This is a genomic window from Streptomyces sp. NPDC006544 (assembly GCF_040611715.1).
GTDB lineage: Bacteria > Actinomycetota > Actinomycetes > Streptomycetales > Streptomycetaceae > Streptomyces.
The window spans coordinates 1-16,277 of sequence record NZ_JBEXOV010000033.1 but is presented as its reverse complement, the minus strand read 5'-3'; the positions used below and the strand labels follow the sequence as shown (position 1 = coordinate 16,277).

At 69.2% G+C, this 16,277-nt stretch carries 18 protein-coding genes; 7 read left to right on the top strand and 11 right to left on the bottom strand.

Annotation, left to right across the window (positions count from 1 at the left end; all coding sequences use genetic code 11):
• Positions 1–217 precede the first annotated feature (217 nt).
• The 4 genes from rfbB to ABZY44_RS17520 are packed head-to-tail and all read left to right on the top strand — an operon-like array spanning position 218 to position 3,816.
• Positions 218–1,240 carry a dTDP-glucose 4,6-dehydratase gene (rfbB, locus tag ABZY44_RS17535; protein WP_356654649.1) on the top strand — a complete coding sequence of 341 codons (1,023 nt, stop codon included), beginning with the start codon at positions 218–220 and terminating at the stop codon, positions 1,238–1,240.
• Entirely contained in the window at positions 1,230–2,243 is a 1,014-nt protein-coding gene (locus tag ABZY44_RS17530; RefSeq protein ID WP_356654647.1) for an ATP-grasp domain-containing protein, read from the top strand. Before rfbB ends, ABZY44_RS17530 begins: the two co-directional genes overlap by 11 nt.
• A complete protein-coding gene (locus tag ABZY44_RS17525) occupies positions 2,240–3,376 on the top strand; it encodes a DegT/DnrJ/EryC1/StrS family aminotransferase (protein WP_356654645.1) in 1,137 nt (378 codons plus the stop codon). Before ABZY44_RS17530 ends, ABZY44_RS17525 begins: the two co-directional genes overlap by 4 nt.
• Positions 3,376–3,816 (top strand): low molecular weight phosphotyrosine protein phosphatase, encoded by a 441-nt coding sequence (locus ABZY44_RS17520; RefSeq protein WP_356654643.1) that lies wholly within the window; start codon positions 3,376–3,378, stop codon positions 3,814–3,816. The genes ABZY44_RS17525 and ABZY44_RS17520 overlap by 1 nt, the downstream gene beginning before the upstream one ends.
• Position 3,817: 1 nt before the next feature.
• Here ABZY44_RS17520 and ABZY44_RS17515 read toward each other — a convergent pair whose 3' ends face one another.
• From ABZY44_RS17515 to ABZY44_RS17490, 6 genes are all read right to left on the bottom strand, one after another.
• Positions 3,818–4,990 (bottom strand): UDP-N-acetylglucosamine--N-acetylmuramyl-(pentapeptide) pyrophosphoryl-undecaprenol N-acetylglucosamine transferase, encoded by a 1,173-nt coding sequence (locus ABZY44_RS17515; RefSeq protein ID WP_356654641.1) that lies wholly within the window; start codon positions 4,988–4,990, stop codon positions 3,818–3,820.
• Positions 4,991–5,234: 244 nt separating this feature from the next.
• The gene (locus ABZY44_RS17510) at positions 5,235–5,612 is read right to left on the bottom strand and encodes a DUF6233 domain-containing protein (protein WP_356654639.1); all 378 of its coding nucleotides are present in this window, start codon (positions 5,610–5,612) and stop codon (positions 5,235–5,237) included.
• On the bottom strand, positions 5,609–5,869 hold the full coding sequence (locus ABZY44_RS17505; RefSeq protein ID WP_356654637.1) for a hypothetical protein: 261 nt from the start codon (positions 5,867–5,869) through the stop codon (positions 5,609–5,611). Before ABZY44_RS17505 ends, ABZY44_RS17510 begins: the two co-directional genes overlap by 4 nt.
• Before the next feature lie 762 nt (positions 5,870–6,631).
• Positions 6,632–7,564: a hypothetical protein gene (locus ABZY44_RS17500; protein ID WP_356654635.1), complete on the bottom strand. Its 933-nt coding sequence runs from the start codon at positions 7,562–7,564 to the stop codon at positions 6,632–6,634.
• 187 nt (positions 7,565–7,751) lie between these two features.
• Positions 7,752–8,171: a hypothetical protein gene (locus tag ABZY44_RS17495; RefSeq protein ID WP_356654633.1), complete on the bottom strand. Its 420-nt coding sequence runs from the start codon at positions 8,169–8,171 to the stop codon at positions 7,752–7,754.
• Between the two features lie 136 nt (positions 8,172–8,307).
• On the bottom strand, positions 8,308–8,793 hold the full coding sequence (locus ABZY44_RS17490; protein ID WP_356654631.1) for a hypothetical protein: 486 nt from the start codon (positions 8,791–8,793) through the stop codon (positions 8,308–8,310).
• Between the two features lie 78 nt (positions 8,794–8,871).
• On the opposite strand from ABZY44_RS17490, the gene ABZY44_RS17485 reads away from it, so the two are divergent.
• The 3 genes from ABZY44_RS17485 to ABZY44_RS17475 all read left to right on the top strand — a co-directional run bounded on the left by ABZY44_RS17485 (position 8,872) and on the right by ABZY44_RS17475 (position 11,315).
• Complete coding sequence (locus ABZY44_RS17485; protein ID WP_356654629.1) at positions 8,872–10,116, top strand: helix-turn-helix transcriptional regulator; 1,245 nt, start codon at positions 8,872–8,874, stop codon at positions 10,114–10,116.
• Positions 10,113–10,682: a flavoprotein gene (locus ABZY44_RS17480; protein WP_356654627.1), complete on the top strand. Its 570-nt coding sequence runs from the start codon at positions 10,113–10,115 to the stop codon at positions 10,680–10,682. Before ABZY44_RS17485 ends, ABZY44_RS17480 begins: the two co-directional genes overlap by 4 nt.
• 90 nt (positions 10,683–10,772) lie before the next feature.
• The gene (locus ABZY44_RS17475; RefSeq protein ID WP_356654625.1) at positions 10,773–11,315 is read left to right on the top strand and encodes a hypothetical protein; all 543 of its coding nucleotides are present in this window, start codon (positions 10,773–10,775) and stop codon (positions 11,313–11,315) included.
• Between the two features lie 28 nt (positions 11,316–11,343).
• Here ABZY44_RS17475 and ABZY44_RS17470 read toward each other — a convergent pair whose 3' ends face one another.
• The 5 genes from ABZY44_RS17470 to ABZY44_RS17450 all read right to left on the bottom strand — a co-directional run bounded on the left by ABZY44_RS17470 (position 11,344) and on the right by ABZY44_RS17450 (position 15,997).
• Entirely contained in the window at positions 11,344–11,640 is a 297-nt protein-coding gene (locus ABZY44_RS17470) for a hypothetical protein (protein ID WP_356654623.1), read from the bottom strand.
• Between the two features lie 216 nt (positions 11,641–11,856).
• Entirely contained in the window at positions 11,857–13,779 is a 1,923-nt protein-coding gene (locus ABZY44_RS17465; protein WP_356654621.1) for a hypothetical protein, read from the bottom strand.
• A complete protein-coding gene (locus ABZY44_RS17460) occupies positions 13,776–14,291 on the bottom strand; it encodes a hypothetical protein (protein WP_356654619.1) in 516 nt (171 codons plus the stop codon). The genes ABZY44_RS17465 and ABZY44_RS17460 overlap by 4 nt, the downstream gene beginning before the upstream one ends.
• 55 nt (positions 14,292–14,346) lie before the next feature.
• Entirely contained in the window at positions 14,347–15,450 is a 1,104-nt protein-coding gene (locus ABZY44_RS17455; protein ID WP_356654617.1) for a dsDNA nuclease domain-containing protein, read from the bottom strand.
• Positions 15,451–15,628: 178 nt separating this feature from the next.
• Positions 15,629–15,997: a hypothetical protein gene (locus ABZY44_RS17450; RefSeq protein ID WP_356654615.1), complete on the bottom strand. Its 369-nt coding sequence runs from the start codon at positions 15,995–15,997 to the stop codon at positions 15,629–15,631.
• Between the last annotated feature and the right edge of the window lie 280 nt (positions 15,998–16,277).

Below are 16,277 nucleotides of genomic sequence, written 5' to 3'. Positions count from 1 at the left end.
ACGTGGATGCCGCGGGTGCGGGATCCGAGCCTAGGACGCGAGGACGACGCAGGGGAACCGCATGTGCGTTGTTCGCCCCCCTAGTTCGCCTCCCGCCCGCACCAGCTCCGGCGGTTCTCTGGATGCAGACGGCGCCCCACCGCAAAGCTCGCACTCCCGAACTCCAAGGGGGGGGGTCCGTCGTCGCTTCCCGGTCCACGACCAAGGTGGGTGTCAGATGTACGAAGTCCTCGTCACCGGCGGTGCCGGATTCATCGGTTCGCACTTCGTCCGGCGGATCCTGCGCCGGGACGACGTGTCTAGGGTGACCGTCCTGGACGCGCTCACCTACGCCGGCCACCCCGAGAACCTGGGGGAGGCCTTCCTCGACCCACGGCTCACGTTCGTCCACGGCAACATCCTCGACGGCCCCCTCGTGGACGAGCTCATGGCCCGGCACACCGCCGTCGTCCACTTCGCCGCCGAGTCCCACGTCGACCGCTCCCTCACCACGGCCGACAACTTCCTCACGACCAACGTCCTGGGCACCCAGACCCTCGCCGCCTCCGCCGGCCGCCACGGGATCGACAAGTTCGTACACGTCTCGACGGACGAGGTCTACGGATCGCTCGCCGAAGGCTCCGCGAGCGAGGAAGACCCCGTACAACCCGGCGTCCCTTACGCCGCGTCAAAGGCCGCCAGCGACCTCGTCGCGCTCAGCCACTTCCAGACCTACGGCCTGCCCGCCTGCGTGACCCGCAGCTCGAACAACTACGGGCCCCACCAATTCCCCGAGAAGGTCATCCCCCTCTTCACCACCCGCCTCCTCCAAGGGGAGAAGGTGACCCTGCACGGCCACGGACAGCACGTTCGGAACTGGCTGCACGTCGAAGACAACTGCGCCGGAATCGAACTCGTGCTGCGCGAAGGGAAGCCCGGCGAGATCTACAACCTGGGCGGCGGCACCGACCTCACCGTCCGCGACCTGACCGCCAAACTCCTGGCCCTGTGCGGCAAGGACGGGGACTCGGTCACCTACATTCCCGACCGGCAGGCCAACGACCTGCGGTACTCGATGCACTGGGACAAGATCGCCGCTCTCGGCTTCCGGCCGACCCGCGACCTCGACGAGGGCCTGGCCGAAACCGTCGACTGGTACCGGCGCAACCCCGACCGCTGGGCGCCGCTGACGCGCACCCCGCACACGGCCCGCGCCACGGACGCGATCACACCCGCCCGAGAGGAAGCCCATGCCCACTGACCAGCCCACCCCGCGCAGGATCCTGGTGACCGGTGTCGGCGCCAATCCAGGCTTCGGGCTGACCCGCAGGCTCCTCCGCCTCGGCCACACAGTCATCGCCGCCGACGCGAACCGACTCGCCCCCGGGTTCCTGCTGCCCTCCGTAGTGCCCCAGGTCATCCCCCTCGCCAGCGACCCCGACTACCCCCGTGTCATGGCCAGCCTGTGCCGGGATCTGGCAGTGGAGGCCGTGGTGGCCGGCATCGAGCCGGACCTGGAACCCTTGACGCAGATGGTGCCCCAACTGGATGCCAACGGCGTGCGCCTCTGGCTGCCGGACGCCTGGACGGTGCGCGCCTGCACCGACAAGGCCCGCTTCCACACGGTGCTGACCGAGCACGGCATCGCGACCCCACGCACCTGGCAGCCGCAGGACATCGACCAGGTTCCCGACGGTGCCGAGCTGGTCGTCAAGCCCCGGCGCGGTCACGGCGCGCAGAACGTCCACTTCGTCCGACGCCGGGAGCACGCGCGCGTGCTGTGCCAGCTCGTCCCGGAGCCGATCGTGCAGGAGCGGATCTACGGCTCCGAGTTCACCGCGGACTGCCTGGTGGACCGGACCGGACACGCCTCGGTCATCCTGCGCCGCCGCGATCTCGTCAAGGCGGGCCTCGCCGCCGTGTCCACCACCTTCAACGACCCGGACGTACGCGACCTCGTGGAACAGACGCTGAGCGCCGTCGGCGCCCGCGGCCTCTGCTGCGTGCAGGGATTCGTCTCCGGCGACAGCACGATCACGATCACCGAGCTGAACCTGCGGGTCGCCGGCGGCTTCCCCCTGACTGAGGCGGCCGGCGCGGACCTGGTCGGCCAGATGGTCAACGGCCTGTTCGGCCTGCCGGTTGACCACGGCCGCCTCACCTACCGGACCGGCGTGTTCTTGACCAACTACATCGAGACCCTGGCCGTCGGCGACGTCGCCGAGCTTGAGCGCACGGCCGCAGGAGAAGGAGAAGCACCGTGAGCGCATCAGCGAGGCCCGATGCCCGGCGCAACGCCAGCCCCTACCTGTATGGGCGGGAGACCGAGGCGATCGTCCGGGTCCTGGAGAGCGGGCAGTACGGACACTCCGACGTCACCGAGGAGTTCGAGCATCGGATCGCCGACTTCCTCGGCGTCCCCGACGCCGTGGCTGTCGCCTCCGGCACCGCGGCCCTCCACACCGCCCTGCTCGCCGCAGGGATCGGACCCGGCCACGAGGTGATCGTGCCGTCTATGACGTTCTGCGCGACCGTGCAGGCCGTCCTGGCCGTCGGCGCCACCCCGCACTTCGTCGACATCGACTCCGCCACCCTGTGCGTCAGCGACCAGCTCGTCATGGACGCCGTCACCGACACGACGGCCGCCGTCGTACCGGTCCTGTTCGGCGGCCGGACCGTCGATCTCTCCACCGTCCAGGAGGAACTCGACGAACGAGGCGTCACCGTCATCGAGGATGCGGCACACGCGTTCGGCTCCCGACACGGCACCCGCCGTGTCGGGGCGAACGAGGCGGTACTGACCTGCTTCTCGTTCGGGCCGATCAAGAACCTCACCTGCGGCCAGGGCGGCATGGTCATCCCCCGCACGCCGGCGGAAGCCGACACGATCCGAAGGATCCGACTCCTTGGCGTGGTCCAGTCCCAGGGCGAACGAGCGAACACCACCAGCTACCGCGTGGACGGCTTCGGCCTGCGCTACCAGCTCTCAGCCATCAACGCCGCCATCGGCCTGGTCCAGCTCGACGGCTTCCAGGCCGCCGAGGACACCCGCCGCCACCTGTGGCGCACCTACCGCGACGCCCTCGCCCCACTGAACGGCGTGACGCTCATCGACGTCGACGTGGAGCACGCCGTGCCGCACCTGTGCCAGGTCCGGATCCCCCACCGCGACGAGGTGTTCGCCAACCTCCGGGGTCAGGACATCGGTGTCGGCGTCCACTACCCGCCCAACCACACTCAGCCCGCGTTCGCCGCCTGGCACCGCTCCCTGCCAGCCACCGAACAGGCAGGCAGCGAGATCCTCAGCCTGCCCTTCCACCAGCACCTCACCGAGACGGACATCAACCTCGTGGTGACCGCGCTCGAACAGGCCCTCAAGTCCGCCGGAGGAGCGTGATGCGCAAGCTCCTGACCGTATGCCTGGGGAACTACTGCCGCAGCCCGTTCGCCCAGGTCGCGCTCACCCGCAGGGGCGGGACGGCGGTAACGGTCCGCTCCGCCGGACTGATCGGCAAATGGCAGGACCAGCCCGCCAACCCGTCCATGATCAACGCGGCCCGGCGGCTCGGACTCGACCTCACCCACCACCGCGGCCGCCAGATCACCATGGAGGACCTGGAGTGGGCGGATGACGTCCTCGCGATGGATGCCGCCGTCCTCGACACGCTCCGCGCGATCGACGACGGCCACAACGCTCACAAGCTGAGCCTCTACCTGCCGGGCCGCGACGTTCCCGACCCGATGGGCCAGGACGAGAGCACGTTCAATGCCTGCTCCGTGGTGATCGAGGCGGGCACAGCCCTGTATACCGGACGCCGACGCCAGCAGTCCGGCTGATTCAGGCGGATGCGGCGGACAGCACCACGTCCACGAGCCTGTCCGCCGCATCCGGCCGCCCGTACGTCCGGGCCCGCTCAGCCATCGCCGCCCGCAGGGCGGGGTCGGTCAGGAGCGGGCCCACCGCGTTCTGCAGAGCGGGGCCGGTGACCTCGCCGAGCAGCGCGAGCGCCGCCCCCGCGTCAGCCAGGTGCTGGGCGTTGTGGGCCTGCTCGTTCCCGGCCGACGTGGCGAGCGGGATGAACACCGCGGGCTTGCCGAGCGCGGTCAGCTCCGCCAGCGTCCCGGCCCCGCTCCGCGACACCACGACGTCGGCCAGCGCCAGCACGTCCGGCAGCTCCGCCCCGAGGAACCCCGTCAGGTGGTAGCGGCCGGCCAGGACCGGGTCCAGCCCGGCGGCGGCCGAACGGAGTTCGTCCACGTTCGCCGGACCGCACTGGTGAATCACGTTCGCGTGCCCCAGGAGCCAGGGCAGCACTTCACGAACGACACCGTTGATCTGCTGGGCACCCTGGGCTCCGCCGGTGACGTAGACCGTCGGCAGACGCCGGTCGAACCCGTACAGGGCCAGTGCCTCGACCGCCTTGTCCGCGTGGCCGCCCAGTACTTCCGGCCGCACTGGGTTCCCGGTGACGACCGCGCGCTCACGCAATTCGGCGGGCAGCAGAGGCAGCGAGGACTCCGAGGACACCGCGATCCGCGTCGCCGAACTCGCGAGCTTCCGGTTGGCCAGCCCGAGCCGCACGGTCTGCTCGTGCAGGACCAGCGGAACACGGCACAGACGCGCGGCCAGCCCGGCCGGGACCGCGACGTACCCGCCCGTCGCCAGGACCACGTCCGGCTGGAAGCCTGACACGATCGACCGGGCCTGAGCCACGCCGAGCGGCACCCGGGCCATGTCCTTCACGTTCGCGGCGGACAGCATTTTGAGCGGATTCGACGAACGTCGGATCTTCCCCGTGGCCACCGTCTGGAACGCGATGCCCTCCGCCGGGGCGACACGCGCTTCGAGACCGTCCGCCGTCCCGATCCACAGGACATCCAGCGTGCCGCCCGCAGCCGCGAGGCGGCCTTGCAGGGTACGGATCGCCGTCAGGGCGGGGTATGTGTGACCGCCGGTTCCTCCGCCCGTCACGAGCAGCCGGAAGGGACGTGAGAGCGAGGAAATGTCCACGCGCCAACCCTACTGTTAGCCGGCACACGAGCACGACGGGTGGCGCACCTTGGTGCGTCTCGGCGCACCCTGGGTGATCTTCCCGTCGCGTGCTCGGTTGAGTTGGCATGCGAAAGACGATCTACGCACTGACAGTGGCGGCCCTGGTGCTCGCCGCAAGGCCCGCGAACGCTAATGCGACAGCCCAGGACGGCAAGGTGGGCCTGAGTGTCACTGCCGGGCAGTCAGACCTCGAACTGAGGGTTCAGCCGGTCATGCCGAGCGCGTTCTCGGGACTGCAGAACGGACACGGCTCCACACCTTCAGTGATCAGCCTCCGGGCCTCATCACGGCTGATCGCCTTCCCGTAGTCGTCGAAGGTGCAGCTGCCAACGTGGACGTTCAGCGGCTTCGGGCCGTGAGCGCTCCGCATCGACGTCACCATCCACTCCGGGCGGGCCACCACCACGGCCGGCGGCGGGGGCCGACGGGACGCGGGCTGCCGCGGTCCGGCCTGGTGGAAGGAGGCAGCGGCCAGCTGCGCCTCCAGATCGCGGATGGCCTGATCGGCCTGGCGCTGCTGCCAGCCGAGCCAGGCCTGCACAGCGCGCCACTGCTGCAGACGGACTTCCAGCTCGCTCACGACGACCGTGCACCGCAGGCTGGCTCCCGCGCCGCATCCAGGCCGGCCTCCGCCGCCTGCTGCAGCTCCACCCGGCCCGCGGTACTCCAACCACGCTGCTCCCAGAACGGGTGGGCACTGATCAGACAGGAGAGACGGATCAGCTCGCGCCGCAGAACGGCGGTGTCGAGTGCGGGCTGGAGGGCGAGCCGGCGGTAGATCCGGATCTGGTCTTGCTTGAGGGCGACGAGATCGTCAGGGAAGTGGAAGTGCGGCATCTACTCATTGAACCAGCTGTTCGAATGTTTGTGCGAGTCACGCCGCGTTCTCCCGTGTGACCAGCCCCGCCGATTCCCTGAACCCGTCGGAGAGCGCCCGCCCACGGGCGGACTACCGGTATGTGCCGTGGCAGAGCTGGCTGATCGCCGGACTCGTGACCCCCTGCGAGGAACGGCAGAGCTCGGTCATGGACACGCGGCCCGGCACCGGTGCCGCACCTGGGCGCGAGCGCTGGGGAACCACCGGCTTCGACGTCCCCACTCTGCGCAGCTTGGCCTTCGGCTTCGGGGCGTGCTGCTGGGGGCTGGACCGCTTCGCCTTCGCTGGCAGCCGCTCAGGCTTTCGTACGGTACGGATTCCCGAGCCCGATCTGTCGGCCTTCGCGGTGCGGGGTTGCTCCCGGCGGGTGCGCGGCGCCGACGGGGTGTCCTCGGGCGCGACTACCACGGCGGGAGCGGGTGGCCGGCTGTCGGGCAGCGGCGTCAGCGGCAGCGCCGCCTCAGCCGCCTCTCGCGCAGGGGCGGGGGCCGGGACCGAGAACTGCGTGCGGTCCTGCGGGGATTTGTTATCGACGGGGGCGACGGAGACGCACCCCGCCGTGGCCAGGAGGACGGCGAGGAGCAGGGGGAGAGTCCGGCGGTTCACATGATCACTGTCGCGCACACCGGACGCGGTACCGCCGAAGGCACGCCCGTCCCTGCCGCCTACGACGGACCCCAACAGCGGCACAGGGTCAATACGCCCGTGAGCCGTCTGCCCGCTCAGGCGGTGGCCCGGGTGGGCAGGGCGATGACGGCGGCGGCGGACGCCCGGTCGAGGGCGGTGGAGAAGGTCTTCGCGACGATGGCGGCCTCCTTGGCCATGGCCTCGATCTCCGCGACGGCCAGAGCGTCGGCTGCGGTGCGGGCCAGGAGGTCGAGCGCTTCGTCGTTGCCTTCGACCAGGCGCTGGATCTGCTGCAGCTCCTGGTAGCGCAGGTCGGCCTCGCGGACCTGCGCGGCGTACTCCTCCAGGGCCGCGATGCGCTGCTCGACGCCGTCCCGGCTGACGCGCAGAGCTTGTCGGCGGGCCGCCTGCAGAGCGACGACTTCCGCGCTGGAGCTGTCTCCCGCCGTGTTGTCGGACAGCCGGCTGTAGTCGCGCAGGGCGCTCGCGATCTCCCAGACCTGTACCGGGAGGACGACTTCGTTGCGCTGGCGGTCGATCAGGTCGAGCCGGTGGACCTGCGAGGCGAGGATTGCGCTCTGGGCCCGCTGTGCGCGGGCGAGGAGATGGCGGGTGTCCTTGGTGAGGTCCCGGTCCTGCACGTAGTGCTCTGCTGCCGCGTTCAGGGCGCGGAGCTTGCGGCTGTACATGACGGAGCGGAAGGCCTGTACGCCGGCGAGCAGAAGGGTGGCGGCCCCGGCGTACGGCCACAGGTCTGCGATCCAGTGCAGGGTCGCGGCAGCGTGCACCGTTCCGGCGAAGACAGTGCCGGGGACAGGCTCCACGTCAGACGGTGTGGTCACTACCCACAGCGGCCCCATCGCGACGAGCACGAGGCCACCCTTGAGGACGATCGGACCCGCCGCGACCACGGGGTGAACTGCCGGACCCGCGGCGAGGATCGCGTTGCGGTTACCCAACAGGGTCCGGACGGGGGCGGGCGCATCCGGATTGATCACGGGGGCGATGGGAGTGGGGGCGTCGGGCACGGGATTCCTCTTCTCCGCTGACGAACACGGCCACCCTGGAGCGAGGCCCGCCTGCACCGTAGCGCCCCAGCCAGCGTCTACGGGCCGTCGTCACCCGCGCGAGTGACGACCGTGCACACACGGCAGAGGGCCGGCTTCCCATAGGGGAAGCCGGCCCTCTGCCGTCGTCTGTCTCTGGAAGGGTGGTCTATCGGGTGGAGCGGTTGGTGTGGTGGGTGGCTCCGTTGTGCTCACCGGTGCCAGGGTCGGGGGCGGTGACGGTCAGGGTGACCTTGTACTCCGAGGTGTCCTCGCGGGGGCCGTCGGTGCGGGCCCAGGCGAGGGAGTGGATCTCCAGGCCGGGGGCTCGGCGGGCGACGGCGGCGGCGGCTTCCAGGGCGTCGGCGGGGGTGTCGCCCGTGCAGACGATGGCGGCGAACGCGGAGACCTCGACGTCGCTGGCGGCGTCCGGGTTCTCGCCGAGCGCGAGGGTGCCGACCGCGGTGGTGGCCGCGTGGAGGGTACGGACGAGGTCCTGGCCGAACGACGGCCCGGCGGTCTGCGGCTGCAGTGCCGTCTCGGATGCGGGGACGGTGAGGGCGGGGAGGGTGTGCGCGGTGTCGGTCATGTCCGGACCGTATGGCCGCGCCTTGCGGGGATGGGCACGCAGTGTGCGTGCCTCGTTGTAACAGTACGAGGCCCCCGTGCGCTGCCGGTGAGGCAGTGGTCGGGGGCCTGGAAACGGTAGGGGAGGGCGGAGCCTGTCACTCGGCGAAGGCGTGCTCGATCGTCTCCGCCTCGGCGAGGTGCCGGGTATCGACGGCCAGGAGCGCGGCCTTCAGCCGGGCGGGGTCGATGAGCTGTTCATCCTCGGCTTCGGTGTCGTGGGGGCCACTGAGCCAGGCCGCGACGAAGGTGCCGTAGCCGCCGGCCGGGACCAGCAGGTCGGTGCCCTGTCCCAGGACACGTACACCCTGGACGCCATCGAGGACGGCCCCGGTGCCGCAGGGGATGTAGACGATGAGCTCATGACGGGCATGGTCGGCGATCACGGTGTGCCCGCCGTCGAGATCCAGCGGGAGGACGTCGAGGGCTTCGAGCCCTCGCTGCAGGGGCGCGATGACGACGGCGTCCCAGGACCATCCGCACGCGGCCCACACACATCTGCCGTGGCGCAGGCCGCTGAGGACTTCGGGGGCGGGGTCGAGGAGGGCGGCCCATGTCCGGGCGCCGTTGGAGGAGTTGGCCATGGACGGACCGTAAGGGGAGTACAACAGAATGTAGGCACGCAGTGTGCGTGCCACATTCCCCGGCCGGGAGCCGCGCTCATGGACAGCCGACACATCGGAGAGAACATCGCGTGCTGGCGCGGGAGGCGCCGCCTGACCCAGAGCGCGTTCGGCGCGCTGATGGGCAAGAGCAAACGCTGGGTCCAGGACCTCGAAGCCGGATCCCGCCAGGCCGACCCCCGCCTGTCCGTCCTGGAAGCCGCCGCCCGCGTCCTGGCCATCCCGCTCGCCGTCCTCCTGACCGACACCGTCGACGACCCCGGCGACCAGGCGGACGAGATGGAAGCGATCCGGGACGTCCTCAACCGCCACGACATCGTCACCGGCACCGCCCCCGACGCGGACCCGCTCGACGTCGAGACCCTGCGCCGCTCCGTCCACCACGCCTGGCGCCTCTTCCAGTCGTCCGCCGCGTTCACCAGCCTCGGCGGCCGCATGCCGGGCCTGCTCACCGACGCGACCCAGGCCGCCGCCCTCCACGAGGGCGACGACCAGCTCGCCGCCTACCGGGCCCTGTCGATGTCCCTCCAGCTGACCGAAGCCCTCGCCATCAAGGCGGGTGCACCCGACGTTGCCGCCCTGGCCGGCCACCGCGCCGTCCTGGCCGCCGAACGCTCCGGCGACCCCGTCATCCAAGCCAGCGCTGCCCGCCACCTCGCCGACGCCCTGACCGCCGACGGACAACCCCACGCCGCAGCCGCCTTCGCCCAGGCCGCCGCCACCCGCCTTGCCGACGACCTCATCCCCCGCGGCCCCGCCGGACTGTCCACCCTCGGCATGCTCTACCTCAAAGCCGCCATCGCCCAGGCCACCGCCGCCACCCTCACCGACCGCCGCGCACCCGCCGCCGCCCGCGCGGTCCCCGGTCTCCTCGACCAGGCCGACGAGCACGCCGCACAGCTCCCGCCCGACGCCGACGGCAACGCCCTGTTCACCGCGTTCAGCAGCACCAACGTCGCCCTCTACCGCGTCGCCACCCACGTCAAGCTGTACGAAGGCGCCGCCGGAGCCGCCGTCGCCCAAGCCATCACCACCGACCAGCGCGCCACCCTGCCCCGCGAGCGCCGAGCCCACCTGCTCACCGATCTCGCCCACGCCTACACCCAGGCCGGACAGCGCGAGAAGGCGGTCGACACCCTCCTGGACGCGGAGCGCGAGGCCCCCGAGGAAGTCCTCGGCCGCCCCCGCACCCACCAACTCGTCCAAGACCTTCGGCTCCTGGGCGCCGGATCGGGGGAGGGGCGCTTGCGCGCGCTCGCCGAGCGTTGTGGACTACCCGCGTGACCAAGACCTTGTACGTCATCTCGTGCGCCGCGCCGCCGGCCCGCCACGTCACCACCGGCATCAAGGCCGCCCAGGCCCGCGGGTGGGACGTCGCGCTCGTCCTGACCCCCGCCGCCCACCGCTGGTCCGTCGAAGAAGCCGCAGGCGAGCGCGAACTCGACGCCTGGTGGGAGCTGACCGGACACCCGGTCCGGCACACCTACAAACTGCCCTCCCAGAGCGACGTCCTGCCCGACCCCGACGCGCTCCTCGTCGCCCCCGTCACGCTGAACACGACGACGAAGTGGGCCGCCGGCCACGCCGACACCCTCGCCCTCGGCCTCATCACCGAAGCCCTCGGCATGCCCGACCGGCCCGTCGTCGCCCTCCCCTACATCAACGCCGCCCAAGCCCAGCACCCCGCTCTCGCCCCCGCCATCGCCACCCTGCGCGGCGCGGGGGTCCACTACCTCCTCGATGACGGCACCGGAGCTGGCTTCCGCCCCCACCAGCCCAAGCACGGCAACGTCGACGCATACCCCTGGGCCTTGGCACTCGACACCCTGGACAAACTCCAGGTGTCCTGACGGCCGACGTGCTTGCCGGGATGCGGGCGCATGGCGACCGCCCTTGCATTACGGCGTGCCCGGACAGCCGCGCGCGGAGTTAGTCCGGGTATGAAGATCCAGTTCCTGACGGTGGCTGCTCTCGCTGCGGCCCTGCTGCCCATCGCCCTGGCCGGCCCCGCCGGTGCCGCCACACCCCACATCAAGGTCAAGTCCGGCCAGGGCGTCAGGGCCTGCCCCGCCGAGACCCTGTGCGTGTACGAGCACGAGCAGTACAACGCCGCCAAGCCCGCACGAATCTGGCTGCTCGCCCGCAACGCCCGCGACGCCGAGCAGCCGCAGTGGAACCTCAAGGGCCACAAGGCCGAGAAGAACGGCCGCTCCGCCTTCAACAACCAAGGGGAGTGGATTGCCACATTGCGCGAGGGCCACACGCTCGCCGAGTCCAGTGCGGTCGTCATGATGCCCCGGGGCGCGAAGCTTCCCAGCCTCAACAACGTGGACGCCGCGCACGGCGGCCGCAAGGTGACGCAGAAGAGGGCCCGCTCCGGAGGGGTCCACTACGACTTCAGGGACGCGACCGTCAACTTGAACGGCCGGCTCGGGTCTGTCGAGATGGTTCCCTCAGTGGCGACGTCGGGCGGCTCCCGCTGAGAAGCCGAGCACGTCCTAGAGCGGGGAGTCAGCCCGTCGTGGTCGGCCCATCCTCATAGGCGAAGACGGTTTCGGAAACAGGTGAGCACCCCGGATCCCAGTCCGGGGTGCTCACCTGCGTGGCGCCCGGATCGAGGTATCCGCCTTCTCCGGGGTCCCGGTGAACATCCGCGTAGACGAGAACCTCTACGTCCTGCTCGCCGGGGGTTCGACGGAACCGGCAGGGGCCGCTGGACAGGAACAGGTCTGAGATGCGGCGGGACGCTTCGAGTGCAGCCTTCTCGTGGCCTCGGATCTCGATCGTGACCATGCTCTCGTCGCTCATGGTCGGGGAACCCTTGCGCAGGCCGATCGGTTCCGGGCATAGAGCAACTCCACCCCATCGAGTGCCGCACCCGCTGCGAGCCCAGGAGCCCCTGCTAGCACTGCTCCGGGGCAGGCACGAGTCCGGAGCACCGGAGTGCATCGGCCATCGTCTACGGTCCTGCCTCCCGGCGTGGATCAGAATCTTCGTGGACTCGTATGGCCATGCATCGGCCGCTTACGGGGCGGCGTACACCCGCGGCATGGGGATCATCCGGATGGCTTTCGCGTCTGCCTTCGGCGGGTGTGCCTGGGTGCTGATGACTTGAGTGCCGGTGTCGCGAGCGGCCTGCGCGAGCTTGTGCAGCACGCGGCGCACGACATTCTCGTCGATCCCCTGCTGGTAGGGGTTGTCGAGAAGGAGCAGGCCCGGAAAGGCGCATTCCTCGTCCAGGTCGCGGTCAAGGAAGAGCGTCGCGTAGCTGTAGGCGAGGAAGAACAGCACCTTCGCTTCGGCACCCAGAGCTTGGTCCCACGGACGCGTACCGACGTAGAAGGTCAGGTCGGAGTGTCGGATGGACACGTCGCGGTCCAACCACGCGTCTCCCCGGAATTCCTCCAAGAACTCGTTCATCCGATCTGCGAACGCCGAGCACCGCACCACCGGCGACGCGCCCGCGTGCGGCGGTTGTGCAGGCTCGCTGTCGAGTTCGCTGACAACCTGCTGCGCGGCCATCAGAGCCTCGCGCGCCTGGTCGCGGCGCTGAAAGATGGCTTCGATGGCCGGGAACGCCGTCAGCTTGTGCTCTAGCCGTGCGATCTGGGCGGCGAGTTCTTCCAGGGCGGCAACGAAGGGAGCGAGCTGCGCTGCCCGCTCGTCGTTGAGCTGCTGGGCAAGCTCGGCCTGGTTGCCCTGGAACTCCTCTTGCAGGGTTCGGGCTGCGCCGAGGTCGGCCAGGGTACGCGTGACGACATCGTCGAGGTCGGTCAGCTCCGACTTCAGCGACCTGATCTCAACCCGTGCCCGGCGCTGCCGCTGGTCTTCATCGACGGACTGGTAGCAGACGTAGCAGGAATCATGGGCGTGATATCGGGCTGGATCGATGTCCTGCTCGCATGCGGGGCACAACCGGACCGGCAGACTTCCGAAGATCCCGACGGACGCGCTCAGCCGCTCCATCCGGCCGATCTCGCCGCGCACGGTCTCAGCTGACCGGCTGTGTTCCTCGTGAAGCTGCTCCAGCGCGGCGAGATTGTCTGTGGCTAGCTTCAGGTCTCGGGTGATGCTGGCGTAGCGGGTGGTCAGGGAGGCGTCGTAGCCCGCGGGAGCGTCTGTGTCCGCTCTTTCTTCGTGTGCGGTGTTCTGGATCTGCATGGTCAGCTCTTGCCTGCGGCGGCGCACGGCTTCGAGTGACGCCGTGACTGTGCGCCGTGCCTCGGCAACCTGTGCCATGGAGCGGGTCGGGGGCAGCTGCATGCTGTCGCAGATCGCTGAGACGGCCTGGCCGGTGCTCTGCTGCACCTCTCGGTCGACTGCTTCGGCCTCGTTCAGGCTGCGTTTGGCTTGGGCGAGATCGAACTGGCCCTTCGCATCGGCAGCACGGGGCCGGATGAAGCCCAGGAGCTGGCTGGTGACCGCGCGCCGGACGTACTCGTGTTCCTTATCCGCGAAACCGATCCAGGATTCTTCGGTGCGGTGGATGTGTCGCAGGGTGTTGCGGAACGAAAGAGGCGTCAGCCCGGGGGCAGTCGCTGGGTTGGTCCCGAGCGGGATGTGAACGTTCGGCCATCCCAGGACGCCGAGGATCCAGTCCGAGAAGTCGGTGGCCGCAACCGGCTCGTTGTTGATGGTGACCTTGCCCATGGATCCGTAGCCCCAGGACCGGGAGAGCTCGTAGGGCTGGCCGTCGATCCTCAGCTCCGTCGTGACAGCGACGTAGCCGTCGGCGACGGCAGCCCCCAGGGCCTTCGTCACGTTGTCGCGATCGCCCAAGCAGTAGTCGATGACCCGCAAGGTCGTGGACTTGGAGCTGTTGCGAACGCCGTGGAGGATGTTGAGCATGCCGGAGGTGAATTCGTACTCGTCGAATTCGCCGCTCTCGCGGATGAGCCGCACCTTGGAGATGCGCAAGCCGCGCTCAAGGCTCGTGCCGTGGGTCATGGGCGAATCTCCCGGTGGAATGGTGCGTCGCCGACCTCGTCTGGGAACAGGTCGTAGATGAGGTTCTTCAGGTCGGTCCCCGACATCGCAGCGAGGTTGCCCTGCATGGCCTCGCACCGACGGACCAGGGGCTGGAACTGCTCCATCTCAGCCAGGCGAACCGCGGCTGCCTTTCCGGAGGGACGCAGCTTCACCCGCTCCGGGTTGTGGCTGACCGTGATGGTGACCAGGTCGCGGGCAGTGAGGAAGAACAGGAACTGCCGATAGCGGTGATCCCAGGGGCCGTACCGGTACCGGACCATCGGCGCCTCAACCTCATGGGAGTCCGTTGCGACGAAGGCATGATTCTGCCCTGCCGTCTGCGGGAGGAACGCGTGTGCGCGCTCAAGAAACCCTGGGTACCGCAGGAAGAAGTCGAGCTTGGCGAACTTCGTTCGCCCCTCGATGTACGGGCCCGGGTTCTTGCCACACAGGTGGATGAGCAGCAGGAGGCGGGAGGCGTGAAAGTCCACGGAGTCGTCCGGGTCCCACGCCCTGTGCGGCGGCGGCACGACCCGGCTGCCGATCTTATGAGGCATCTTCGTACCTGTTCTGGCAGCGCGCAGTGATGTCGCTCAGAACAGCGAGCGCCTGATGTAGCGGCACCTCGTTCGACGCGACTTCGGGCAGGCGGCAGACGGCGAGGAAAGTCTCCCGGTAGGCCGGCTCTCCTGCTCCGATCAGCCCGCCGCGTCTCTGCACGGCGGTGAGCTGGCAGATGGCGTAGATCTTGTCCGACAGGTCGGCAAGACGCTGCTTCTCGATGCCCAGACTGCCGCGCTGGTGCCGGCGGAACGCGAGCATGGCCTCATGCTGTCGATCAGCTTCTTCTGCCAGAACACCTGCCGGCCGAAGCTTCTCCTGGAGCGTCAAGAGCCGCTCCATTCCACCGTCATGACGCTGCCCCGTGACCCGCTGAACTGCATCCTCGAACAGGCCCCGGAAGTCGTCAGCGCTGTGTCGAACGGGCCGCAGTTCCGCGGCCTTCCGGCCGATGTGAACCGAGACCAGCCACTTCAACACCTCATCCACCTCGGCGACCAAGGGTTCCTGGCCGAGGTAGCTCTTGACCATCGGGGTCAGGCGCCGTCGTGCTTCGTCTTCGACCTGGTCGCTCGTGCGAGCCTCGATCAGTACGTCCAGGCGGTCGACGCACCATCCGACGTCTCGCAGATCAGGAAGGTTCAGCCCGTCGAGTTTTTCGATGATCTTCTGTCGCACCGTAGCGCTGACGGGCCCCCTCGTCCCGCGACGCTCACAGGCGAACTCATACAGATCGGCTGCTGGCGTCTCGTTCACGATCAACGTGAACCGGGTGTCCTCAGGGAGCGGTTTTCCGATGAACAGCTTCCCGAGATAGCTCGTCTCAGGCGTCCGATTCTCACGGCTCTTGGCTGAGTCGGGCTGGCAGACCCGCGCGACACTATGGCTCTTGCCGGGTCCTTCGACCGTCTTGACCTGCCTGTAGACGGGCACGGTGCCGCGGTAGCAAAGGATGTCTTCCAGGTCTTCCCAGGAGACCTCAGTCCAATGGCCGTCAAACATGTCGAGGCAGTCAAGGAGCGTGACCGCATCCTGGTACAGAAAGCCGCGCCGGCTCCGACGCCCCCCGTCAGCAGGCGCAAGCGACACCGGCGCTCCTGCTCCGCAGCTGACCGGCCTCAACCGTTTCAACGGCACAGGTTTCTATTCGCACGGTGCCTCCCCCAACGACGCTGTGGAGAACGAAGTAGATCACCCAACGGATACGGATCGCAACGGTCCGTCTGAAGCCGAAAGGGTGGCCAGCGCTCGCCTTCCTCGCTTCCGCTCAGTCCGTCTGGGAGAGGTCGATGTTCAGGATGGTCTGGTCGTCCCGCAAGGTGCCTTCCCTTGTGCAGCGGAGTGCCTTCTCAAGCAGGGTGGCGACCTGTTCCCGGTCGTCGGCTTCACCAAGCAGGACGATTCGTGCGGTGCCCTGCTCGGGCCATGCGGGCGGGGCGCTGCCGCTTATGGCGGGCTGCTCTACATCGACGATGAAGCCGTGCTGCGTAGCCGAACCCGGTGGCTCGTACGAGGAGACACCGACACCGAACACCTCCGTGTAGGTGGAGGTGGTGACCGTCCTGACGGCGGTGTACGCGGCGGGATCGGGATTGTCCGCTCGCACACTCACGTAGCCGGTAGTGGGAATCGACATCACGGCCTCCTCGGCGCGGCTGGTGCATCCAAGCATCCGGCTCGTTGGCTGATCTGTCGCGCCAATGGGGTGTGGTCACGAGGGTGGTAGCGCGCAGTCGTTGCTTCTCGGAGCGCGGAGTCGAGATCGCGCAGCGATGTCGGGTGACAGGTCGTGTGGCGAGAGGGCTGCCGCCCTCTCGCGCTCTCCCGCACCTTCGCGCCGCCGTGACGTAGGCGCCTCGACCGCCGCGGAATGGTCAGGTGCGGTTGGGGTTCAAGCCAGGGGGTGGTCGTCGCTT

Bases quoted from the DNA above. Each gene is read 5' to 3' on its own strand.
- ABZY44_RS17505 (WP_356654637.1), bottom strand. From the start codon at position 5,869: ATGCCGCACTTCCACTTCCCTGACGATCTCGTCGCCCTCAAGCAAGAC.
- ABZY44_RS17485 (WP_356654629.1), top strand. From the start codon at position 8,872: ATGGACAGCCGACACATCGGAGAGAACATCGCGTGCTGGCGCGGGAGG.
- ABZY44_RS17495 (WP_356654633.1), bottom strand. From the start codon at position 8,171: ATGACCGACACCGCGCACACCCTCCCCGCCCTCACCGTCCCCGCATCC.
- ABZY44_RS17475 (WP_356654625.1), top strand. From the start codon at position 10,773: ATGAAGATCCAGTTCCTGACGGTGGCTGCTCTCGCTGCGGCCCTGCTG.
- ABZY44_RS17490 (WP_356654631.1), bottom strand. From the start codon at position 8,793: ATGGCCAACTCCTCCAACGGCGCCCGGACATGGGCCGCCCTCCTCGAC.
- ABZY44_RS17520 (WP_356654643.1), top strand. From the start codon at position 3,376: ATGCGCAAGCTCCTGACCGTATGCCTGGGGAACTACTGCCGCAGCCCG.
- ABZY44_RS17530 (WP_356654647.1), top strand. From the start codon at position 1,230: ATGCCCACTGACCAGCCCACCCCGCGCAGGATCCTGGTGACCGGTGTC.
- rfbB (WP_356654649.1), top strand. From the start codon at position 218: ATGTACGAAGTCCTCGTCACCGGCGGTGCCGGATTCATCGGTTCGCAC.
- ABZY44_RS17470 (WP_356654623.1), bottom strand. From the start codon at position 11,640: ATGAGCGACGAGAGCATGGTCACGATCGAGATCCGAGGCCACGAGAAG.
- ABZY44_RS17450 (WP_356654615.1), bottom strand. From the start codon at position 15,997: ATGTCGATTCCCACTACCGGCTACGTGAGTGTGCGAGCGGACAATCCC.
- ABZY44_RS17465 (WP_356654621.1), bottom strand. From the start codon at position 13,779: ATGACCCACGGCACGAGCCTTGAGCGCGGCTTGCGCATCTCCAAGGTG.